Below are 20,422 nucleotides of genomic sequence, written 5' to 3'. Positions count from 1 at the left end.
ATCCGTGAATCTGTTTGAACGGGTCCGTCCCCGGGCGGCGGCCCCCGCTACTCCGCCGCCAGCAGGCTCGTCGCGCCGCCCAGATCCACCGACACCAGCCGGCTGACCCCGCGCTCGACCATTGTCACCCCGAACAGCCGGTGCATCCGCGCCATCGTCGCGGCATTGTGGGTGACGATCAGGTAGCGCGTCGCGGTCTCGCGGGTCATCGCTTCCAGCAGGTCGCAGAATCGATCCACATTGGCGTCGTCGAGCGGGGCGTCGACTTCGTCGAGCACGCAGATCGGCGAGGGCTTGGTGAGGAACAGCGCGAAGATCAGCGCGACCGCGGTCAGCGCCTGCTCGCCGCCAGAGAGCAGGGTGAGCGACTGCAGCTTCTTGCCCGGCGGCTGCGCCAGGATCTCAAGCCCCGCCTCCAGCGGATCGTCTGAATCAATCAGCGCGAGATGCGCCTGGCCGCCGTTGAACAGGGTGGTGAACAGCCGCCGGAAATGCTGGTCGACCGCCTCGAACGCCGCGAGCAGCCGTTGCCGCCCCTCGCGGTTGAGCGTGCCGATCGAGCCGCGCAGCCGGTTGACCGCCTGGAGCAGCTCGTCGCGCTCCTTGGCATTGGTGCCGAACGCGGCCTCGATCTCGGCAAGCTCGGTCTCGGCGACGAGGTTGACTGGGCCCAGCCGCTCGCGATCGGTGCTGAGCTTGTCCAGCGCGGCGGATTCGTCCTGCGGGCTGCGCACGCTGGCGGGCTCGAAGTGGAGCCGCACCGGGAGCAAGGGCGGCGGGCATTCGAAGCGCTCGCCCGAAACGCGGCCCATCTCCACCCGGCGCAGATCCTGGTTCTCGGCACGCGCGGCGGCGCCCGCGCGGCGCTCGCGCGCTTCGGAGAGCGACTCGCTCGCCTTGCGCAATGCCGCCTCGGTCGCGCGCAGCCGGACATCGGCTTCGCGCTCGGCGACCTGGGCGGCGGCGGATTCCTGCTGCATCCACGCATCGGCCGCCTCGGCATCGGCGAGTTGCGCGGCGATCTGCGCGGGGCGGCCGGCGATCGCTTCACGCTCCTGCGCCAGCGTGGCGGCGCGTTCGTTCATTTCGGCGGAGCGGCGGGTGGCGTCGGCGGCGCGGGCGGACCAGCTCTTCGCCTCTCCACCGGCGGCGGCGAGGCGTTCGCGGGCCTGGGCGAGGTCGCGGTCGAGGCTGGCGCGTTCGGCGCGGGCGCTGGCCACCGCGGCGCGCGCATGGTCGGCCTCGCGGGAGAGGGCCGCGACCTTGGCGCGGGTCTCCGCGCCGTCCGGCAGCGCAGCCTTTTTTGTCTCGGCGCGGGCGAGTTCGGCGGCGGCTTCGTCGAATTCGGCGGCGATGCGGGCGCGGCGGGTTTCGAGGTCGGCGCGCTGCGCCTCCAGCCGTTCGATCTGGTTGGCGGCGCGATCCTCGGCACGGGTCGCCTCGCGCGCGGCGAGATCGGCCTGGTCGAGCCGCTTGCGGTTCTCGGCGGCGCTACGGCGCGCTTCGGCGATGCTGGCCTCGATGCGGCTTAGCTCGGCTGCCGCCGCTTCGAGCGCCGCCTGTGCGGCCGGACGCGCCTGCTCCAGCGCGGCGAGCCGGTTGACCCGCTTCAGCCGCTCGGCCGCCGCGGCACCACCCGAGCGCGCGCGATAGCCGTCCCAGCGGCGCAGCACGCCCTGCAGCGTCACCAGGCGCTGGCCGACCGCGAGGGGGTCGCCGCCATCGATCTCGCACACCAGCACCTGCGCCAGCCGCCGGGCGAGCGCGGGCGGGGCGGTGACATGCTCGCTCAGCGGAGTCGTGCCGGGCGGCGGTGCGGGATCGGTCGGCAGCGCGTCGGCGCCGCCCCAATGACGTTCGGCGGCCGCATCGAGCCCGGCTTCGAGATCGTCCCCCAGCGCGGCGGCGAGCGCGCGCTCATAGCCGGCGGCAACGGTCACCCGGTCGAGCAGCCGGTCCTTGCCCGATGGCCTGGTCGCCTTGGCGAGCGCCGTCGCCTCGCTATCGATCTGGGCGAGTTCGGCATGTGCCGCCGCCCGCGCCGCCTGGCCGCCGTTGCGTGCGTCGATCGCGGCGCGCTCTTCGGCATCGGCGCGGGTGAGCGCGTCGCGCGCGGCCTCGGCCTGGCGCTGCGCGTCGGCGCGCGCCGCGCTCGCCCGTTGGCGCTCGGCATGGAGGGGGGCGGCGTCGCCGAGCGCGCGCGCCTCGGCCTCGATCCGCGCCTCATCGCGCTGGCCGCGTTCCACCCGGCCGCGCGCGGCGGATAGCGCGGCATCGGCGACGCGCACCTCGGCCGCTTCGCTCGCCTGCTGCGCCAGCGCCTGCGACAACGCGACCTCGGCGTCGCGAGCAGCGCGTTCGGCATCGGCCAGTGCCGCGTCGAGCAGCGGCACGCGTGCCGCGGTCTCGGCGATCCGCGCCTCCAGCGTCGTCTGTTCGATGGTCAGCCGCGCGATCGCCTCGGCGGCATCGCGTGCCAGTGAGGCTTCGCGCGCCCGATCGCTCTCCAGCCTGCGGCTCGCCTCGGCCAGCTCGGCGATGCGCCGCTCGACCCCATGGCGTGCGCTGCGCAGCGTCTGCAGCCGATGTTGGGCGTCGCTGGCGGCATCGCGCAGCCGCAGCGACTCGGCGCGCAGCGTGGCGACCGCCTCGGCCGCCGCCATCTGCGCCGCCTCGGCCTGGGCCTGCGCGGCGGTGCGCTCGGCAACCAGCGACTCGGCTTCGGCCGCTTCCTTGCGGGCGACATCGGCGGCCATCGCCGCGTCGCGCCAGCGGGCGAAGATCATCCGCGCTTCCGCCACGCGAATGCGGTCGGACAGCTCGCGATAGCGCTCGGCCTGGCGGGCCTGGCGCTTGAGCGCGGCGGCGCGCTGCTCCTGCTCGCCGATCAGCTCGTCGAGCCTTGTGAGGTTGGTTTCGGTGGCGCGCAGCTTCTGCTCGGCGTCGCGGCGGCGGACATGGAGGCCGGCGATCCCCGCGGCTTCCTCCAGCATCGCGCGCCGTTCGCCCGGCTTGGCGGCGATGATCGCGCCGATCCGCCCCTGGCTGACCAAAGCGGGCGAATGCGCGCCGGTCGCGGCGTCGGCAAAGGCGAGCGCCACGTCCTTGGCGCGCACGTCGCGACCGTTGATGCGATAGGCGGATCCGGCGCCGCGCTCGATGCGGCGGATGATCTCCAGCTCGTCCTGCTGTTCGGGCAGGTCGGCGACCACCGCCACTTCGGCGAAGTCGCGCGCCGGCCGCGTCGCGGTGCCGGCGAAGATCACGTCTTCCATGCCGGCGCCGCGCATCGACTTGGCGCTGGTCTCGCCCATCACCCAGCGCAGCGCTTCGAGCAGGTTGGACTTGCCGCAGCCATTGGGGCCGACGATGCCCGTCAGCCCCGGTTCGATCCGCAGATCGGCCGGGTCGACGAAGCTCTTGAAGCCCGTCAGCCGCAGCCGCTTTATCTGCATGGCGGTTGGTCGATCAGCGCGCGCCGGCCTTCTGGAGCAACGGCTCCAGATCGGCCCAGGTGTTCACGTCGGTCTTCTGGCCGTTGATGAAGAAGGTCGGCGTCGAGTTCACGCCATAGACATTGGCGCCATCGGCATTGACCTTGGCGATCGTCTCGATCTGCTTCTGGTCGGCGAGGCACGCCTTGGCCTGCGCCTCGGGCAGGCCGCGCTGCTTCATGAAATCGACCATGCTCAGCGCCTGGGCGAAGCCGGCCGCGGCCTGGGGCGGCGGCATCTGCTGGATCTGCTCCAGCACCTGCGGGTTGGTCTGCTGCAGGCCCATGATCTTCTCGTTGAACGCGTCCGTGCCGGCATAGATCTGGTCGAGCGTCGGGAAGAAGGCATCGGCGGGCACGCACTGGTTGAGCAGCGCGAGCGCGAGATCGGGCGCGCCGTGGATCAGGAAGTCGCGATATTCATAGCTGACCTTGCCGGTGGAGATATATTTCTCGCGCAGCGGCCCGACGCCGGTGGTGCCGAACTGGGCGCAGAACGGGCACATGCGCGAGCCATATTCGACCAGCTTGATCGGCGCGTTCGGGTTGCCCTGGCGGAAGCCATTGTCCTTGGTCTTCTCGACGACATCGGTCCATTGCTTGCCAGCGGGGGCGGGCACGCCGGCGACCGGCGCGGCCGAGGAGACCGGCGCGCTGGCATTGCCGGTGCCGCCGGCGGATTTGTCGCCGCCGTTGCAGGCGGCGAGCGCCAGGATGGGAAGGAGCGCGAGGGCGAAACGCATGGGGTTCTCCGGGTTACGAAAGGGTCAGGCGCCGGCGGCGCGCAGTTCGGGCTCGAGATAGGGCCAGCTATAGGCGCGGACCTTGCGGCCGTTGACGAAGAAGCTCGGCGTGCCGTCCACCTTGTACAGGTTCGCGCCGTCCGCCTGGGTCTTGGCGATGCGCGCGATCGCCTTGGGGTCGGCGAGGCACTGGCGGGCCTTGGCTTCGGGCAGGCCCTGCGTCTTGAGGAAGGCGATCATGCCCATGCCCTCGGCGAAGCGCGTCGCCATTTGCGGCGGGGGCAGCTTCTGCCAGGCCTCCAGCGTGGCGGGGGTCTTGCTCAGTGCGGTCAGCTTCTCTTCGAATTTGGGCTGGTTGGCGTAGATCGCATCGAGCACGGGGAAGAAGCGCTGGGTGCCGACGCACTGGTTGAGCAGCGCCAGCGCCAGATCGGGCGCGCCGTGCACCAGATAGTCGCGATATTCATAGCTCACCTTGCCGGTGGCGATGAACTGGTCGCGCAGCGGCTTCATGCCTTCTTCGGCGAAGCGATAGCAGGTCGGGCAGGTGCGCGAGCCATATTCGACCAGCTTCACGGCCGCGTTCGGATTGCCCTGGCGATAGCCGCCCTCGGGCGTGGCGACGACGGTGGCGAGCCAGTTGGCTTGCGGGGCAGGGGCGGCGCCGAGCCCGAACAGCGGCACCAAGGCTAGGAGAAGGGTGAGGAGTCGCCGCATCATCTCAATCGATCTTGCCAAACACCGGGGTTTCGTCCTGCGCCGCGACGCCGGCGGCGAGCGATTCGAGCACCGCGCGCAGCTCCGGATCGGCGATGCCGCGCAAGGAATCGCCCATCGCCTGCGGGATCGGCTTGAGGCTGGGGGGCGGGGCGGGCCTGGCCTTGGCCGGGCGCAGGTCGCCATGGCGGATCGTCAGCTTGGCGACGGCGGGATAGCCGAAGAAGCGGTTGACCCGCTCGATGATCTCGGGCGCGATATGCTGCATCATCGGCGCGAAGGCGCCCGAGACGGTGAGCGCCAGCACGCCCTCCTCGCGCTTGCCGCGCGGGAAGCGAATCGATTCGGGGGCGGAGACGCGGGCATAGCGCTCGCCGACGATCTCGCTCCAGCGGCTGACCACGGCGGACTGGACGAAGCCGAACTTGCGGAACGCGGCGCCGCCTACGTCCGGCAGCAGCTCGGACACCGCGCGCACGCGGTTCGAGCGCTGCGGCTCGGGGCGCGGCTGGCGGGTGGTGGCACGGGGGGGCTTCGTCATATCGGGTCTCCCATGCCATAGGCGGGGCGTGCCCGACAACGCTCCTGAATCGATCGCCCCCGCGCTTCTCGCCTGGTACGACGCAAACGCCCGCCGCCTGCCCTGGCGCGCGCCGCCCGGCACCGATGCGACGGAGCCGTACAAGGTATGGCTGTCCGAGGTGATGCTGCAGCAGACGCAGGTCGCCACGGTGATCCCGTATTTCGAGAAATTCACCGCGTGCTGGCCGAGCTTCGCGGCGATGGCGGCGGCGGAGGATGCCGATGTGATGGCCGCCTGGGCGGGGCTCGGCTATTATGCGCGTGCCCGCAACATGCTCGCCTGCGCGCGGGAGGTGGCGCGGCTGGGCGACCTGCCCGATACCGAGGCCGGCTTGCGTGCGCTCCCCGGCATCGGGGACTATACCGCCGCCGCGATCGCGGCGATCGCCTTCGGGCGGCGCGCAGTGGTGGTCGATGCCAATGTCGAGCGGGTGGTGACGCGGCTGTTCGCTCTGGCCGATCCGCTGCCGGGATCGCGACCGACGATCCGGCGGCGGACCGACACGATCACGCCCGATGCCCGCGCCGGCGATTTCGCGCAGGCGATGATGGACCTCGGCAGCGGCATCTGCACCGCCCGCGCGCCGAAATGCCTGCTCTGCCCGATCGCCTTTGGCTGCAAGGCGCGAGCGGAAGGGAATCCGGAGGCCTATCCGGTCAAGGCCAGGAAGGCGCCCAAGCCGCAGCGCCACGGCACGATGTTCTGGCTGGAGCGCGACGACGCGGTGCTGCTCGTCCGCCGCCCGGACAAGGGGCTGCTTGGCGGCATGCGTGCGCTGCCCACCGGGCCGTGGGGCGATTCGCCGCCGGGGGTCGCCGACGCGCCTGCCGCCACGCACTGGCGCATGTTGAACGAAACCGTCCGTCACGGTTTCACCCATTTCGACCTCGAGGTGGCGCTTGCGACTGCAACAATCCCTCGCCATGCAAGCGCACCCCCCGGCGAATGGTGGCCGATCGCCGACATCGAGTCGGCAGGGCTCCCCACCGTCTTCGCCAAGGCGGCAAAAGCGATACGGAGACTGCGATGACGGCCAAGCGAATGTTCGGACTGATCGGGGCAATGGCGCTGCTGCAGGCGCCGCTGGTGCAGGCCCAAACCGCGCCCAGCCAAGTCCAGAGCTTCGCGCGCCAGACCGTCGCCTCGGGCAAGGTGCCCGGCATCGTCGTCGCTTATGCCAAGGGCCAGGCGCCGACGACGATCGTCGCCGACGGCCGCATGTCCGAGGAGCCCACCTCGCCCAAGGTCAACGCCGATACGCTGTGGCGGGTCTATTCGATGACCAAGCCGATCACCGGCATCGCCGCGATGATCCTGATCGAGGAAGGCAAGCTCAAGCTCGACCAGCCGATCAGCGACCTCATCCCGGCGTTCAAGGACATGAAGGTGCTGGTCGATCCCGCCAAGGACCTGACCAGCCGCCCGGCGACCAGGCCAATCACGGTGCGTAACCTGCTCACCCACACGGCGGGGCTCGGCTACAACATCATCACCAAGGGGCCGCTGCTCAACGAGTATAACCGCCTCGGCATCAACCCGGCGCAGGTGAGCGATTCGTTCGAAGCGACGGCGCGGCCCGCGCGCCCGGCTACGCTGGAGGAATTCGCCAACCGCACCGCGACGCTGCCGCTGATCGCCGAGCCGGGCGCCAAGTTCAGCTATTCGATCGGGCTCGATGTGCTCGGCCGAGTGATCGAGGTGGCCAGCGGCATGCCGTTCGACAGCTTCGTCAACACCCGCATCCTCGCACCCCTCAAGATGACCTCCAGCTACTGGACGGTGCCGGCGGGCGAGGCGGGGCGCCTGGCGACCGAATATGCGGTGGCGGGCAGCAATCGCTTCCCGATCGATCCTGGCGCGACCTCGGTATACCTGAAGAAGCCGAGCTTCCCCTATGGCGGCGCGGGTCTGGCGATGTCGGCGCGCGACTATGATCGCTTCCTCCACATGCTGCAGAATGGCGGCACGCTCGACGGCGTGCGGATCCTGAAACCCGAGACGGCGGCGCTCGCCATGTCCGATCTCCTGCCGGCGGGTGTCGACAAGACCAACCTCGCGGTGATGGCGCGCGACACCGGCGTGCCGATGGGCTTCGGCGCCGGGGGTGCGGTGTTCCTCGCCGACCAGCCGGGCGGCGCGGGCAAGGGGACGTTCGGCTGGTCGGGTGCTGCCGGCACCACCGCCTGGGTGGATCCCAAGAACCAGGTCCGCGCGACGATGATGGTCAACATCCTGCTCGCCGAGCTCGGCCTCAAGGTGCCGGTGCGCACCGCCGTCTACGCCGATCTGGCCAAGTGATCGCGCCGGGCTTTACCGGCGGCACGCTGGGGCGGGACGACCCCGTCCGCCACGAGCCCGAATTGCTGGCGGCGGCACTTGCGGATCCGCGCGCGCGGCTGCTGGTGATGGACGGGCTGGTGCCGCAGCTGGACGAGGCGGGCCGGCTGACATGGACCGGGCTGGACGCCGCGCGCCAGCCGCTGCTGTTCCTCGGCTTTATCGAGGGCGTGCCGCATTTCGTGGAGACGCTGCCGCCCGGCGCGCCGCTGCCCCCCGGCCGCCCGCCCGAATTGTCGGCGATCCTCGACGCGTTTCGGGCCGAGGATGCCGCCAACTATGCCGCCGCGCGCAGCCTGATCGACTGGCATGCGCGCAGCGGCTTCTGCGCGCGCTGCGGCACGCCGACCGAGATCTTCCGCGCCGGCTGGGGGCGGCTCTGCCCCAATTGCGGGACGGAGCATTATCCGCGCGTCGACCCGGTGGTGATCATGCTCGCCGAACATGGCGACCGGGTGCTGCTCGGCCGCCAGCCGAGCTGGCCGCCGCACCGCTATTCGGCGCTCGCCGGGTTCCTGGAGGTGGGCGAGAGCATCGAGGACGCGGTGCGGCGCGAGACGCTGGAGGAATCGGGGGTGCATGTCGGCGCGGTGCGCTATGTCGCCAGCCAGCCCTGGCCGTTCCCGTCGCAGCTGATGATCGCCTGTATCGGCGAGGCGCTCGACGAGGCGATCACGATCGACCCGCACGAGCTGGAACATGCCGCCTGGTTCGATCGGGCGCAGGTGCGGCAGGCGCTGGCGCGCGATCCGGAGGCGCCGTTCCTGGCGCCGCCGGGCTATGCGATCGCCTATACGCTGCTCAAGGCCTGGGCCGAGGGGGAATAGCCGCACCCACATCCTCCCCTGAAAGGGGAGGTGGCGCGCGGAGCGCGACGGAGGGGTGTAACCGCTGCAACGGCGGGACCCTGCTTCGAACGGGACACCCCTCCACCACCGCCTTCGGCGGCGGTCCCCCTCCCCCTCCGGGGGAGGATCTTGGATTTTATGGCCGCGCGCGTGCCTGCGGATAGGTCCCCAGCAGGCGCACCCATTTGGAGTGGAAGCCCAGTTCCTCCAGCGCGCGGAGCACGCCGGCATCGTCGGGGCTGCCGACGATGTCCGCGTAGAACTCGGTCGCCGAGAAGCTCGCCTCGCGCTGGTAGCTTTCCAGCTTGGTCATGTTGACGCCGTTGGTCGCGAAGCCGCCCAGCGCCTTGTAGAGCGCGGCGGGGATGTTCTTCACCTCGAAGATCAGCGAGGTCATGAACGGGCCCTCGCCGGTGACCCCCGGCGCATCGCGCGACAGCACCACGAAGCGCGTCATGTTGTGCGCGGCATCGGCAATGTCGCTGGCCAGCACGTTTAGCCCGTACAGCTCCGCCGCATGGGCCGGTGCCAGCGCGGCAACCTTGGGATCGGCCAGCTCCGCCACCATCGCCGCCGCCCCCGCGGTATCGGGATAGGCGACCTGGGCGATGCCGTGCGCCTTCAGCCAATGGCGGCACTGGCCGAGCGCCTGGGGATGGCTCATCGCCTCGCGCACGTCGTCGATGCCGCCGGTGCCCATCAGCGTGTGGCGGATGGCGAGGAAATGCTCGCCGATGATCGACAGCCCGGATTCGGGCAGCAGGAAGTGGATGTCGGCGACGCGGCCATGGAGCGAATTCTCGATCGGGATCATCGCCCGGTCGGCACGGCCTTCCTTCACGGCGTCGATCGCGTCGTCGAAGGAGAAGCAGGGCAGCGGCAGCGCGTCGGGAAAGGCTTCGCGCACCGCGACGTGCGAATTGGCGCCCGGCGCGCCCTGGAATGCCACCGCGCGCGCCGGTGCCGCCTCGGCCTCGGCGAGCATGCGGGCGACGATCGGGCGGGCAGGGGCGGCGAAATTCTCCATGGGCGGCGGCGCTAGCCTCCGTAGAACTCCGCCGCAAGTGTGCTTGCCTTCCGGCGCGAGCGCGCTCTAAAGATGAATTAAAGCACAGGTGGGAGCGGATGGATGCAGGATCGCTTCAATACGATCGCAGGTTGGGCGCTGGCGGGGGGTATCGCCGCCCTGGGACTTTCGATCGCGAGCGCGAAATTCTTCCATTCCGAAAAGCCTGAACGCCCCGGCTATGTCGTCGAGGCGGTAGAAGATGCGGCCGGCGGCGCCGCGGCGGCCGAGCCGCTGCCGGTGCGGCTCGCCAAGGGCGACGCCGCCAAGGGCGAGAGCGGCTTCAAGCAGTGCGCCTCGTGCCACACCATCACCCAGGGCGGCGCCAACGGCATCGGCCCCAACCTCTATGCCACGCTCGGCGAAGGCATCGCGCAGGGCAAGGGCGGCTTCGCCTTTTCGGACGCGCTGAAGGGCGTCGGCGGCAGCTGGGACCTCGACAAGATGGATGCCTGGCTCACCAACCCGCGCAAGTTCGCGCCGGGCACCAAGATGACCTTCGCCGGCATCTCGGATCCGCAGCTGCGCGCCGACGTGATCCTGTACCTCAACAAGCAGGGCTCGAACCTGCCGCTGCCCGCCGCGCCCGCCGCAGGGTCCGAGCCCGACAATGCCGGGGTGCAGAGCAACGGCGCGGTCGAAGGCGCCGACGTTTCGGTCAACGTCCAGCAGGCGACGCCGGCCGAAGGCACGCCGGCGAAGGACCCGCAGGCGGCGGTGCAGGCCGAGAAGCGGAAGTAAGCTTCGTTTCCTGACCTCCTGCCGCTCCAAATCCCCCTCCCGCAAGCGGGGGGGGGAGTAAGGGGATCACCCCTGCAGGTCGTACGCCTTCAGCAGATCATACAGTGTCGGCCGGCTGATCCCGAGCATCCGCGCGGCCGCTGACACATTGCCATCGCTCCGCGCCAGCGCATGCCGGATCGCCTGGCGGTCCGCCGCCTCGCGCACCGCGCGCAGGTTGATCGCAGCAGCGTCGCCCGGCGCGAGGTCGAGGTCCTCGGCGTGGACCGTCTTGCCTTCGGCCATGATCACCGCGCGCTTGATGCGGTTTTCCAGCTCCCGGACATTGCCCGGCCAGCCCCAGGCGTCGATCGCTGCGAGCGCATCGGGGGCGAAGCTCTTGCTGCCGGCCTTCATCTGCTCGGCATAGCGGGCGAGAAAATGGCGGGCGAGCAGCCCGGCATCGCCCGGTCTTTCGGCCAGCGAGGGAATGCGCACCACGATCTCGGCGAGCCGATAATAGAGATCCTCGCGGAACCGCCCTTCCGCCACCATCGCGTCCAAATCGCGGTGCGTCGCGCAAACGATGCGCGTGTCGACCGGAATCGCCTTGCGCCCGCCGATCCGCTCAATCACCCGCTCCTGCAGGAAGCGGAGCAGCTTGACCTGGAGCGGCAGCGGGATGTCGCCCACCTCGTCGAGGAACAAGGTACCGCCCTGGGCGAGCTCGATCTTGCCTTCGGTGGTCTTCACCGCGCCGGTGAACGCGCCCTTCTCATGGCCGAAAAGCTCGGATTCGAGCAAGGTCTCGGGGATCGCCGCGCAGTTGATCGCGACGAAGGCGCCGGTATTGCGCGGGCTCGCCTCGTGCAGGCCCCGCGCCAGCAATTCCTTGCCGGTGCCGCTCGCGCCGAGCAGCATCACCGAGACGTCGGCGCCCGCCACGCGCTCGATCGTGCGGGTCACCTTGAGCATCTCCGGCGCGGCGGTGATCATGCCGCCTAGCACTTCGCGGGCCTCCGCCTTCTCGGCAAGGCGGCGATTCTCCGCTTCCAGCGCATGGACGTGGAAGGCGCGCGCGACGATGAGCCCCAGCGCGTCGATGTCGATCGGCTTCTGGTAGAAATCCCAGGCGCCGAGCTCGATGGCGCGGCGCATCGACTCGCGCTCGAAATGGCCGGAGGCGACGATCACCTTGGTGGCGGGCGACAGCTTCAGAATCGCTTCCAGCGTGGCGAAGCCTTCGCTGGTGCCGTCGGGGTCGGGCGGCAGGCCAAGGTCGAGCGTGACGACCGGCGGCTCCTCGGCGCGCAGCATGGTGATAGCCTCGTCGCGCGTGGTGGCGGCGAGCACGGCATAACCCTCATAGGCCCAGCGCAGCTGGCGCTGCAGCCCGGCATCGTCCTCGACGATCAGCAGCTTGGGCAGCGGCTTGGCCGGTGTTTCGCTCATGCGGCCTGCTCCACTGCGGGGGCGAGGCGCAGCGCCACGCGAAACCGCGTGCCTTCGCCCTCCCGCGAGCGGACCTCGATGCGCCCGCCCATGCCTTGGGCCAGCTGCTGCGCCTCGAAGGTGCCCAGGCCGAATCCGCCGGGCTTAGAGGAGGTGAACGGCTTGAACAGGCGGTTGCGGACGAAGCCGGGCGACATGCCGCAGCCGCGATCGATCACGTCAATGATGGCGCTTTCCTTGTCGGTGGCGAGAGCGAGCATCACCGGTGCGTCGGCCGGGCTCGCTTCGATCGCGTTCTGGATAAGGTGGACGAGCAGTTGCTCGAGCGCGCCGGGCTCGGCGAGGGCGAGGACGGGTTCAGCCCCTGATACCAGCTTCACCTGGGCCGGCTGGCGCGCGGCCAGGCGCTGGACCAGCGGGAGCAGCGGGGTCGGGCGGGGCGGCTCGCTGCGGCCCCGGTGATGCTGGCCCAGCCGGGCGAGCAGCGCGTTGAGCCGGTCCGACGAGTCGCGCAGCGTCGCGATCATGTCGGCGCGGAAGGCGGGATTGTCGGCATGGCGCTCGGCATTGCGCGCGGTGAGCGCGAGCTGGCTGACCAGATTTTTGATGTCGTGCAGCAGGAAGGCAAAGCGGCGGTTGAACTCGTCGAAGCGCTGTGCCTCGGCGAGCGCTTCCTGCGCGCGCGCCTCGGCGAGATAGCTCGCCACCTGGCGGCCGGCGGCCTTGAGCAGATCGAAATCCTCCCAGTCGAGCCGCCGCGCCAGTACCGGCCGGCCCAGCAGGATCGCGCCGACCAGCGTGCCACGGTGAAGCAGCGGCACCACCACCCAGGCCGCGGGGGTGTCGCGCATCCAGTCGGGCGTGGCCCCGGCATCCGCAGCGTCCGCCTGGTCCAGCCGAACGGCATCGACCTCGATGATCCGGCCGGTCGTCTCCAGATGCGTCGCCAGTGCGGCGTCTCCGGTCAGGGGCAGGGCGGCGCGATCCCAGTGCCAGCCCGCCCCGGCGACGAGCGCGCCGTCCTCTGCGACGAGCAGCAAGCCCGAGGGCGAGTCGGTCAGGTCCGCCAGCGCGCGGACGATGCGCTGATCGAGCGGCGCGGCGCCGGGTGCGCCCAGCGTCTCGGTGAAACGCAGCCATTCGGCGCGATAATCATAGCGGTGGCGGAAAAGATGCTTGGCTAGCTTCACCTTCACCCAGCCGCGCACTGCGCTGTTCGACACCAGCGTGAGGATGGCGGCGGTGGCGCCGAACACGAAGGCGGTCTGGAGCAGCCGTGCCTGGCTGCCGCCCAGCGTCGCCAGCGCGCTGGTGGCGAGCGCGAGCAGGACAAAATAGGCGCCGACGGCGACCAGCGTCAGCGACTGATAGGCGACGGTGCGGGACATGCGGACGCGCCAGTCGCCCCGCCGCTGCAGTCCCAAACCCATCGCCGCCGCCGTACAGACCAGCGCGGTGCCGCGCGCAACGAGCAGGAGACCGGTGAGGGGGACCCCCAGATAGGCGAGGGTGAGGATGGCGAACTCGGTGAGCCAGAAGCCGCCCAGCGCGGCGACCGTCCAGCGCAGTCCGCCGCCGGCGGTATGGGCGAGCGCGGAATGCAGCGCCTGCACCATCACCAGCGCGCCTACGGAGACCAGCAGGTGCAGCAGCAGCGCCACCGATGCCGCATTGCCGGCAATCGCGGACGGCTGCGCCGCGATCATGTCCAGCGCGGTGGCGGCGATCGTCACCAGTGCCACCACGCCGTATACCGTATCGAGCGCGAGCGGCGGGCGGGGCTCGCCGGCGCGGCGATGGAGCAGCAGCAGGAAGGCCAGCCAGGCGAGCGTGCGCAACGCCTCGGCAAGTCGGGTGACGACGTCCTCCGCGCCGATGCCGGCGGTGGCGAGCGCCGCGAGAGCGGTCAGCGCCAGGGCGGCGGCCAGCACCCGGCGCGGCAGCGGGGCGCCGCCGGTGCGCAGTGCCGCGAAGGGGAGCAGCGCGAAGAGCAGCGCCGCCAAGGCATGCAGCCACAGGCTCAGCGCCGCGGCGAGCATCAGCGCGCCCCGCTGGGGAACAGGATGACCCGCGCGGTCTGCAGCAGGATCAGCAGGTCGAGAAAGGGCGAATAATTCTTGGCGTAGAACAGGTCGTATTCGAGCTTCTGGCGCGCATCGTCGATCGAGGCGCCATAGGGATAGTTGATCTGCGCCCAGCCGGTGATGCCGGGCTTCACCATGTGCCGCTCGGCATAATAGGGCAGCACCTGTTCGAGATCCTCGACAAATTTCGGCCGCTCGGGACGGGGCCCGACAAAGCTCATCTCGCCCTTCAGCACGCTCCAGCACTGCGGCAGCTCGTCGACACGGATCTTTCGGATGATGCGCCCGATGCGAGTGATGCGGGGATCATTCTCCTCCGCCCACACGGCCTCGCCCGGTGCCTCGGCATCCTGCCGCATCGAGCGCAGCTTGAGCACGTCGAAAGCCTGCCCGTACAGGCCGACACGCTGCTGGCGGTAGAGCGCGGGGCCACGGCTCTCCAGCTTGATCAGGATCGCCGTGACGATCACCAGCGGGAAGGCGAGCACCAGCAGTACCAGGCTGGCGACAATGTCGAACAGCCGCTTGAACAGACCGGACAGCCGGCGGCCCGAGGAAAAGCCGTCGGAGAAGATCAGCCAACTGGGATTGACGCTGTCGAGATCGACGCGGCCGGTCACGCGCTCCACGAATGTCGAGAATTCGTTGACATGAACGCCGGTGGTCTTGATCCGCAGCAGGTCCTTCAGCGGCAGCGCGTTGCGGCGTTCCTCCAGCGCCAGCACCACTTCGCTGGCGTTGAGCAGCACGACGTGGTCGGCGAGATTGTAGATCGCGTCGCGCGCGATTGCCTCCGGGATCACGCGATTGGCCTCGCTCATCGCGACATAGCCGACCACCGCGAAGCTGGCGCCGGGCGTGCGGGCGAGCTGCTTCAGCCGCGCCGCGCGGGGGCCGGCGCCGAGCACGACGATGCGGCGCTTGAAGGCCTGGCTGCCCAGCGCCTTGCCGAGCAGTACGCGCATCATCAGCAGCAGCACGAACGCGGCGATCGCCGCGTACAGCAGATTCGAACGCCAGAAGCCGATCGGCGGCAGCAGGAAATAGAGGACGCTGAGGCCCGCCACGCCCATGCCGATCGAGACCAGCAGCCGCACCAGCGCCTGGCGCAGCGACTGCAACGCCTCGGCGCTGTAGATGCCCAGCGCAACCAGCGCCGTTTCGAGGACCAGCGTGAAGCTGGCCAGCTGCGGCACGCGCTCGTGGATCGCGCCGACGTCGAGCCCGGCCTGGTGCGCGCGCAGCTGCCAGCCTAGTTCGCCTGCGGTGACCAGCAGGAGCATGTCCAGCAGGCCGAGCAGCAGCACGGTGTTCGGTACATAATGCTTGAACAGGCGGGTCATGGCGCCACCCTGATAGCGCGGAAGGGTAAACGAACGGCCAAGCCCCGAACACCGCATCAAATTTGCGCCGTGTCGCAACCGTTTCGCCATCCCCTTGTTTCAATCGCGCACACCGCCCAGCTACTTCCTACAGCACCGAACCAGGGAGCCCTTTCCGCATGCCGGATACCAAGCCGATCACGCCTGTCATCCTTTCGGGCGGTTCGGGCACCCGCCTCTGGCCGATGTCGCGGCCGGAGCGCCCGAAGCAGCTTCTCTCGCTCACTGCCGAGGAAACCATGCTCCAGCTGACCGCGCGGCGTGCCTCGGGGACGCGTTTCACGGCACCGATCGTCGTCGCCAATGCGTTTCATGCCGATCTCGTCGAGGAACAGCTTGCCCAAGTCGATCTCGCGGTGCGCGCGCTGATCCTGGAGCCGATTGGCCGCAACACCGCGCCCGCGATCGCGCTCGCCGCGATGGCGGCCGGGAGCGGCAGCGAGCCGATCCTGGTCATGCCGTCGGATCACGTCATTTCCGACGTCGATGCTTTCCACGCGGCGATCGATTCGGCGCTCCCGCTGGTCAACGAAGGCTGGTTGGTCACGTTCGGGATCACGCCGGATTCGCCCGAGACCGGCTATGGCTGGATCAAGATCGGCGAGGAGGAACTCGCCCCCGGCGTCCACCGTGTCGACCGTTTCGTGGAAAAGCCGCCGCGCGATCGCGCCGAGGCGATGCTCGCCTCCGGCGACCATGCTTGGAACGGCGGCATCTTCCTGTTTCGCGCCGACATGTATCTCGGCGCCCTCAGCGTGTTCGGGCCGGAAATGCTGGTCGCCGCGCAGCAGGCGATGGACAAGGGGCGGCGCGAAGGCGCGCGGATCTTCCCCGATGCGGAGAGCTTCGCTGCCTGCCCGTCGGATTCGATCGACTATGCGGTGATGGAAAAGGCGCCGCGTGTCGCGGTGGTACCGGTGGCGATGGGCTGGAGCGACGTGGGCAGCTGGGATGCGCTCCACGCGATCAGCAACCCCGATGCGGGCGGCAATGTCGTGCGCGGCGACGTCGTGGCGATCGAGGCGACCAACTGCCTGGTGCAGAGCGAGCCGGGCAAGCGCGTGGCGCTGGTCGGCGTGCAGGACCTGATCGTGGTCGTCTCCGGCGCCGATGTGCTGGTGTTGCCGCGCGGCCGCAGCCAGGAAGTCAAGAAGCTGATCGACGCGATGAAGGACTGACACGGCACGCGAAACCGCCGCCGACCCTTTCGGGCCGGCGGCGGCGCGATCGTGTCAGCCGCTGTAGCGGACCCGCACGGTCATGTTCCGGCGGCGACGGATCACCGCACCTAGCGCGCCGAAGCCCGTCAGCATCAGCGCCCAGCCCGTCGGCTCGGGAACCGCCGAGATCGTGACGCTGTAGCCCGGCGCCAGGGCGAAGGTGCCCAGTTTGAAGGTCGGCGTTTCCTCGGCGCCGGTGTAAAGGCTGACACCGGTCGAGAAAATTTCCAGGCCGGCGCTGCTGTTGAACAGGCCGAAGTTGAAGAAATAGGTGGAGCTGCCGAAACCTAGATCGAACGTCGCGGCGGCGCCGTTGATCGTGCCGCTGGCGCCGTCGATGCGGAAATAATTTCCCAGATCGTATGACGACGGCACCGGCGAGGAATCCAGAACAAACTGGATCGTCTCGCTGCCCGTAATTGCAAAATTATACGGTGCGGCATGGGCCGGTGCAGCCACTGCCAGTGCAGCAGCGCAGCACGATGCCAAGAAAAACGTCCCCTTCATGTAAGCCTCCGCTAAGGATAGGATAAAATCGAAATCTTACGCGGTACAAGCATGATGCGGCGGGGGCGTATCAGATTCGCACAGCTATTCACAGGCTGCTGGCATGGTGCTGTCTCAAAGTGGGGTGTATATGGTTGATACTTGACAATTTTCGCGTGCGACGGACGTTGTCTGCACAACGGATGATGCAAGCCGCGCCGCCCGAGCGGCACGCCGCCCCGCGCGGAAGGGCCGCAGCGGCAGCGCTGAAATGCGAGGCGGAAGTGGGGCAGCCTGGCGTCGGAACCGCCTGGTCGCATGTCAGCCGCCGATGCGCGGACGATCGGCGGCGATCATGTCGCAAAGGGCGGGCGTTCAGCGGTTGACGCGCACCCGCACCCTGGTCTGCCGGTGGCGGCGCATGACAAGCCCCAGCGCGCCGAAACCCGCCAGCAGCATCGCCCAGCCAGCCGGTTCCGGGATTGCCGAAATAGCCAGCATGTCGCCGGTCGAAAGGCTGAAGCTGCCCAGCTTGAAGCTGGGCGCAGACTCGCTCCCGGTGTAGAGTTGCGTGCCGGTCGACAGGAGGAAGGGCGGCGCAGCGCCCTGATATACCCCGATGTTGAAGCCGAAGGACGCGCTGCCGAACCCGAGGTCGAACAGTTCCGGCGTGCCGTTGCGCGTCCCGGACACGGCGGCGAGGGTGAAGAAGCTGCCCGGGACCGAAACCGTGGGGGTGGGGGGACGATTCGAGCACGAACCGGATCGTCTGGGTGCCGGTGATCGCGAAGCTATAGGGGCTCGCCGTCACGGGCGCAGACATAAGTGCCCCACCGACGCAACAGGTCGTCAAGAAAAATGCCCTTTTCATGTTGATCCTCTCCGCAGCGATTATTTGGATTAACGATGTCGCCATCGGCGTCGCTTGCACGAGGCGCGCAAGGACATCGTGATTTTATCGGCCGGTCGGCGATGGATTCAAGACGAGCTGCGCCTTGGTTGAGGTCAGATCGGACCTATTTCTTTGCGGCTCTGGTACGGCTTTCAGCCTTTGCCGCCGCGATAGGCGGGCAGGCCCCATTTCCAGACCATCGCCGCGCCCCGCAGGGCGAAGCCCGCCGCGGCGGAAGCCAGGCCGGCGGCATAGGGCGGCAGCCCGAGCTGGCTGAGCAGCACGTACAGCGAGGCGGTGAGCGCCGCGGCGGTCACATAGAGTTCGGGTCGCATCAGGATCGACGGTTCGCCCGCCAGCACGTCGCGGATGATGCCGCCGACGCAGGCAGTCACCACGCCCATCACCGCCGCCGGCACCGGCGGGATGCCGAAGCCGAGCGACTTGGCCGCGCCGAACGCGGCATAGGCGGCCAGCCCGAGGGCATCGAGCCAGGCGAAGGTGCGATCGCTCCACCAATGCTGGGGCGTAATCCACACGATCGCCGACATGCCCAGGCACAGCGACGCGACCGAGGCATCGTGCACCCAGAAGACCGGCGCGCCGATCAGCAGATCGCGCACCGTGCCGCCGCCGACGCCGGTGATCAGGGCGAAGAAGGTCGCGGTGACGATCGTCTGCTGGTGGCGGGTGGCGGCCAGCGCGCCGGTGGCGGCGAACACCGCGATGCCCAGCAGGTCGAGCCAAGGGAGGATGGGGCCGATCTGGGCCGCGACCGAACTTTCCATGCCCTCGCTTTGCCGCGCGCGCCGTCACCAAGTCAAACGCAGGCCCTTGGCGGAGGCTGGTCGCTTGGGGCAGAGAGGGGGCATGCAACGTACCGAGTCCCCGCTGATCGCGCTCGCGATCCTTCTGGCGGCGCTCGCCGGCTTCGTCGATGCGCTCGCCTTCACCAGCCTGGGCGGTTTCTTCGCCTCGTTCATGAGCGGCAATTCGACGCGGCTGGGCGTCGGCCTGGGCAGCGGATCATCGCATGATGCCGCGCTCGCCGCGTCGCTGGTGATGAGCTTCGTTGCCGGCGTCATCCTGTCCAGCGTCCTTGGCCGCGCCCGGCCGCACCGGCACCAGCCGGTGGTGATGGCGGCGGTGACGCTGCTGCTCGCGCTCGCCGCCATCGTCGCGATGCTGATGCCCGGCCCCGTCGTGCTGCTGCTGCTCGCCGCGGCGATGGGCACCGAGAACGGCGTGTTCCAGCGCGACGGCGAAGTCACGATCGGGCTGACCTACATGACCGGATCTTTGGTCAAGATGGGGCAGAAGCTGGCCGGCGCGCTGATGGGCGATGCCGATCGGTTCGGCTGGCTGCGCTATCTGGCGCTGTGGCTGGGCTTCGTCAGCGGCGTGGTGATCGGCGCCGAAAGCCAGTTCCGCTGGGGGTGGAACGCGCTGTGGCTGGCGCCGATATTCGCGGCCGTGCTGACGCTGTTGCTCGCCAGCATGACTCGGCCGCGCGCGCGGCCGGACTTCACGATGGTGCGGTGAGCCTTCAGCGGAAAGCCCAGCGCAGCGTCTCCGCCACGCCGCGAGTGCCCAGCCGCACGGCAGGTGCGGCGAGCGGCGGAGTGACGAGGTGGTGCATCTGCCGCGCCCAGCCCGGCAGCAGGTCGATCGCGGCGGCGAAGGTCATCGCCTGGAAGGGCTTGGTCGCCAGATTGGGTGCCGGCTGTTCGAGGAGCAGCCTGGCCACCTCGCGGGTGCGCGCATCGTAGCGGAGTTCGCCTCGCAGTTCCGCGATCAATGATGCCGCCTCGGCGCGGCTGCGCGGTACCGGATCGGCCCCGAGCGCCTCGGCGATCGTCGCGAACTCGGCGAAATAGCGGTCCTGGTCCGCGCGCGACATGGCCGGTTCGGCATAGCGGATCCAGGCCTCGAGAAAACTCACCGCCTCGGTCACGTGCACCCAGGCGAGCAGCCGGGGGTCGTCGGCGCTGTACGGTGTGCCGTCGGGCAGGGTGCCGCGGATGCGGCGGTGGATCTGGCGCACCCGCGCGATTGCCGCTTCAGCCTCTTCGCGCGCGCCATAGCTGGTCTGGGCGATGAACCGCGCGGTGCCGCGCAGCCGGCCGAGCATGTCGTGTCGGAACTTCGAATGGTCCCAAACGCCGGCCAGCACCGCCGGATGCAGCATCTGGAGCAGCAGCGCGGCGACGCCGCCCACCATCATCGTCGTCACGTCGCCATGCACCCGCCACAACACCGAATCGCGGGCAAAAAGCGCGTCGTCGCTCGGCTGCACCGGCGTCTCGCCGCGCGCGGCATCGTTGAAAACGGCGCGAACCTGGCCGATCATCGCGCGCCGCACGCTGTGGGTTGCAATTGCAACTAAATTCATGCCGTTA

At 69.4% G+C, this 20,422-nt stretch carries 18 protein-coding genes; 6 read left to right on the top strand and 12 right to left on the bottom strand.

All coding sequences use genetic code 11. The features are described 5' to 3' along the window. Positions 1 to 47: 47 nt before the first annotated feature. From smc to S2M10_RS14330, 4 genes are read right to left on the bottom strand one after another with little or no spacing between them, the layout of a single operon-like run. The gene (gene smc / locus S2M10_RS14345; protein ID WP_168846670.1) at positions 48 to 3,455 is read right to left on the bottom strand and encodes a chromosome segregation protein SMC; all 3,408 of its coding nucleotides are present in this window, start codon (positions 3,453 to 3,455) and stop codon (positions 48 to 50) included. A gap of 13 nt (positions 3,456 to 3,468) precedes the next feature. Then, positions 3,469 to 4,236, bottom strand: a complete 768-nt coding sequence (locus tag S2M10_RS14340; protein WP_168846669.1) for a thioredoxin domain-containing protein — start codon at positions 4,234 to 4,236, stop codon at positions 3,469 to 3,471. Between the two features lie 24 nt (positions 4,237 to 4,260). Then, entirely contained in the window at positions 4,261 to 4,956 is a 696-nt protein-coding gene (locus S2M10_RS14335) for a thioredoxin domain-containing protein (RefSeq protein WP_168846668.1), read from the bottom strand. A gap of 1 nt (position 4,957) precedes the next feature. Next, complete coding sequence (locus tag S2M10_RS14330; protein ID WP_168846667.1) at positions 4,958 to 5,494, bottom strand: DciA family protein; 537 nt, start codon at positions 5,492 to 5,494, stop codon at positions 4,958 to 4,960. A 28-nt stretch (positions 5,495 to 5,522) separates the two neighbouring features. Here S2M10_RS14330 and S2M10_RS14325 point away from each other — a divergent pair, with 28 nt between their 5' ends. The 3 genes from S2M10_RS14325 to nudC are packed head-to-tail and all read left to right on the top strand — an operon-like array spanning position 5,523 to position 8,700. Continuing rightward, entirely contained in the window at positions 5,523 to 6,566 is a 1,044-nt protein-coding gene (locus S2M10_RS14325) for an A/G-specific adenine glycosylase (protein WP_168846666.1), read from the top strand. Continuing rightward, entirely contained in the window at positions 6,563 to 7,834 is a 1,272-nt protein-coding gene (locus S2M10_RS14320) for a serine hydrolase domain-containing protein (protein ID WP_168846665.1), read from the top strand. The genes S2M10_RS14325 and S2M10_RS14320 overlap by 4 nt, the downstream gene beginning before the upstream one ends. After that, positions 7,831 to 8,700 (top strand): NAD(+) diphosphatase, encoded by an 870-nt coding sequence (gene nudC, locus S2M10_RS14315; RefSeq protein WP_168846664.1) that lies wholly within the window; start codon positions 7,831 to 7,833, stop codon positions 8,698 to 8,700. The genes S2M10_RS14320 and nudC overlap by 4 nt, the downstream gene beginning before the upstream one ends. Positions 8,701 to 8,857: 157 nt before the next feature. On the opposite strand, the gene S2M10_RS14310 is transcribed toward nudC, so the two are convergent. Then, entirely contained in the window at positions 8,858 to 9,748 is an 891-nt protein-coding gene (locus tag S2M10_RS14310) for a prephenate dehydratase (RefSeq protein WP_168846663.1), read from the bottom strand. 102 nt (positions 9,749 to 9,850) lie between these two features. Between S2M10_RS14310 and S2M10_RS14305 the strand changes: the two genes are divergently transcribed. Continuing rightward, the gene (locus S2M10_RS14305; RefSeq protein ID WP_168846662.1) at positions 9,851 to 10,528 is read left to right on the top strand and encodes a cytochrome c family protein; all 678 of its coding nucleotides are present in this window, start codon (positions 9,851 to 9,853) and stop codon (positions 10,526 to 10,528) included. A gap of 66 nt (positions 10,529 to 10,594) precedes the next feature. On the opposite strand, the gene prsR is transcribed toward S2M10_RS14305, so the two are convergent. From prsR to S2M10_RS14290, 3 genes are read right to left on the bottom strand one after another with little or no spacing between them, the layout of a single operon-like run. Further along, positions 10,595 to 11,959, bottom strand: a complete 1,365-nt coding sequence (prsR, locus tag S2M10_RS14300; protein ID WP_168846661.1) for a PEP-CTERM-box response regulator transcription factor — start codon at positions 11,957 to 11,959, stop codon at positions 10,595 to 10,597. Further along, complete coding sequence (gene prsK, locus S2M10_RS14295; RefSeq protein ID WP_168846660.1) at positions 11,956 to 13,998, bottom strand: XrtA/PEP-CTERM system histidine kinase PrsK; 2,043 nt, start codon at positions 13,996 to 13,998, stop codon at positions 11,956 to 11,958. Before prsK ends, prsR begins: the two co-directional genes overlap by 4 nt. Next, positions 13,998 to 15,386, bottom strand: a complete 1,389-nt coding sequence (locus S2M10_RS14290) for a TIGR03013 family XrtA/PEP-CTERM system glycosyltransferase (RefSeq protein ID WP_168846659.1) — start codon at positions 15,384 to 15,386, stop codon at positions 13,998 to 14,000. The genes prsK and S2M10_RS14290 overlap by 1 nt, the downstream gene beginning before the upstream one ends. Positions 15,387 to 15,544: 158 nt before the next feature. On the opposite strand from S2M10_RS14290, the gene S2M10_RS14285 reads away from it, so the two are divergent. Then, on the top strand, positions 15,545 to 16,603 hold the full coding sequence (locus S2M10_RS14285) for a mannose-1-phosphate guanylyltransferase/mannose-6-phosphate isomerase (RefSeq protein ID WP_211091045.1): 1,059 nt from the start codon (positions 15,545 to 15,547) through the stop codon (positions 16,601 to 16,603). A 54-nt stretch (positions 16,604 to 16,657) separates the two neighbouring features. Here S2M10_RS14285 and S2M10_RS14280 read toward each other — a convergent pair whose 3' ends face one another. The 3 genes from S2M10_RS14280 to S2M10_RS14270 form a co-directional block, all read right to left on the bottom strand. Continuing rightward, positions 16,658 to 17,152, bottom strand: a complete 495-nt coding sequence (locus S2M10_RS14280) for a PEPxxWA-CTERM sorting domain-containing protein (RefSeq protein ID WP_168846658.1) — start codon at positions 17,150 to 17,152, stop codon at positions 16,658 to 16,660. A 354-nt stretch (positions 17,153 to 17,506) separates the two neighbouring features. Beyond that, positions 17,507 to 17,824, bottom strand: coding sequence for a PEPxxWA-CTERM sorting domain-containing protein (locus S2M10_RS23130; RefSeq protein WP_168846657.1), 318 nt, complete (start codon positions 17,822 to 17,824; stop codon positions 17,507 to 17,509). Between the two features lie 351 nt (positions 17,825 to 18,175). Next, entirely contained in the window at positions 18,176 to 18,811 is a 636-nt protein-coding gene (locus S2M10_RS14270; RefSeq protein WP_168846656.1) for a trimeric intracellular cation channel family protein, read from the bottom strand. A gap of 82 nt (positions 18,812 to 18,893) precedes the next feature. Between S2M10_RS14270 and S2M10_RS14265 the strand changes: the two genes are divergently transcribed. After that, the gene (locus S2M10_RS14265; protein WP_168846655.1) at positions 18,894 to 19,565 is read left to right on the top strand and encodes a YoaK family protein; all 672 of its coding nucleotides are present in this window, start codon (positions 18,894 to 18,896) and stop codon (positions 19,563 to 19,565) included. A gap of 4 nt (positions 19,566 to 19,569) precedes the next feature. Here the strand turns inward: S2M10_RS14265 and S2M10_RS14260 are convergent, their stop codons facing one another. Next, positions 19,570 to 20,373, bottom strand: coding sequence for an oxygenase MpaB family protein (locus tag S2M10_RS14260; protein WP_247650818.1), 804 nt, complete (start codon positions 20,371 to 20,373; stop codon positions 19,570 to 19,572). Positions 20,374 to 20,422 lie beyond the last annotated feature (49 nt).

It is taken from the genome of Sphingomonas sp. S2M10 (genome assembly GCF_012650175.1).
In the GTDB taxonomy this organism is placed as follows: domain Bacteria; phylum Pseudomonadota; class Alphaproteobacteria; order Sphingomonadales; family Sphingomonadaceae; genus Sphingomonas.
Note: the sequence above shows the minus strand (reverse complement) of the source record. Positions and strands in the feature narration are given on the sequence as shown.

Excerpts from the sequence above, each read along its gene's own strand:
- smc (WP_168846670.1), bottom strand. The coding sequence starts at position 3,455 with ATGCAGATAAAGCGGCTGCGGCTGACGGGCTTCAAGAGCTTCGTCGAC.
- S2M10_RS14340 (WP_168846669.1), bottom strand. The coding sequence starts at position 4,236 with ATGCGTTTCGCCCTCGCGCTCCTTCCCATCCTGGCGCTCGCCGCCTGC.
- S2M10_RS14335 (WP_168846668.1), bottom strand. The coding sequence starts at position 4,956 with ATGATGCGGCGACTCCTCACCCTTCTCCTAGCCTTGGTGCCGCTGTTC.
- S2M10_RS14330 (WP_168846667.1), bottom strand. The coding sequence starts at position 5,494 with ATGACGAAGCCCCCCCGTGCCACCACCCGCCAGCCGCGCCCCGAGCCG.
- S2M10_RS14320 (WP_168846665.1), top strand. The coding sequence starts at position 6,563 with ATGACGGCCAAGCGAATGTTCGGACTGATCGGGGCAATGGCGCTGCTG.
- S2M10_RS14310 (WP_168846663.1), bottom strand. The coding sequence starts at position 9,748 with ATGGAGAATTTCGCCGCCCCTGCCCGCCCGATCGTCGCCCGCATGCTC.
- S2M10_RS14305 (WP_168846662.1), top strand. The coding sequence starts at position 9,851 with ATGCAGGATCGCTTCAATACGATCGCAGGTTGGGCGCTGGCGGGGGGT.
- prsR (WP_168846661.1), bottom strand. The coding sequence starts at position 11,959 with ATGAGCGAAACACCGGCCAAGCCGCTGCCCAAGCTGCTGATCGTCGAG.
- prsK (WP_168846660.1), bottom strand. The coding sequence starts at position 13,998 with ATGCTCGCCGCGGCGCTGAGCCTGTGGCTGCATGCCTTGGCGGCGCTG.
- S2M10_RS14290 (WP_168846659.1), bottom strand. The coding sequence starts at position 15,386 with ATGACCCGCCTGTTCAAGCATTATGTACCGAACACCGTGCTGCTGCTC.
- S2M10_RS14285 (WP_211091045.1), top strand. The coding sequence starts at position 15,545 with ATGCCGGATACCAAGCCGATCACGCCTGTCATCCTTTCGGGCGGTTCG.
- S2M10_RS14280 (WP_168846658.1), bottom strand. The coding sequence starts at position 17,152 with ATGAAGGGGACGTTTTTCTTGGCATCGTGCTGCGCTGCTGCACTGGCA.
- S2M10_RS14270 (WP_168846656.1), bottom strand. The coding sequence starts at position 18,811 with ATGGAAAGTTCGGTCGCGGCCCAGATCGGCCCCATCCTCCCTTGGCTC.
- S2M10_RS14265 (WP_168846655.1), top strand. The coding sequence starts at position 18,894 with ATGCAACGTACCGAGTCCCCGCTGATCGCGCTCGCGATCCTTCTGGCG.
- S2M10_RS14260 (WP_247650818.1), bottom strand. The coding sequence starts at position 20,373 with ATGATCGGCCAGGTTCGCGCCGTTTTCAACGATGCCGCGCGCGGCGAG.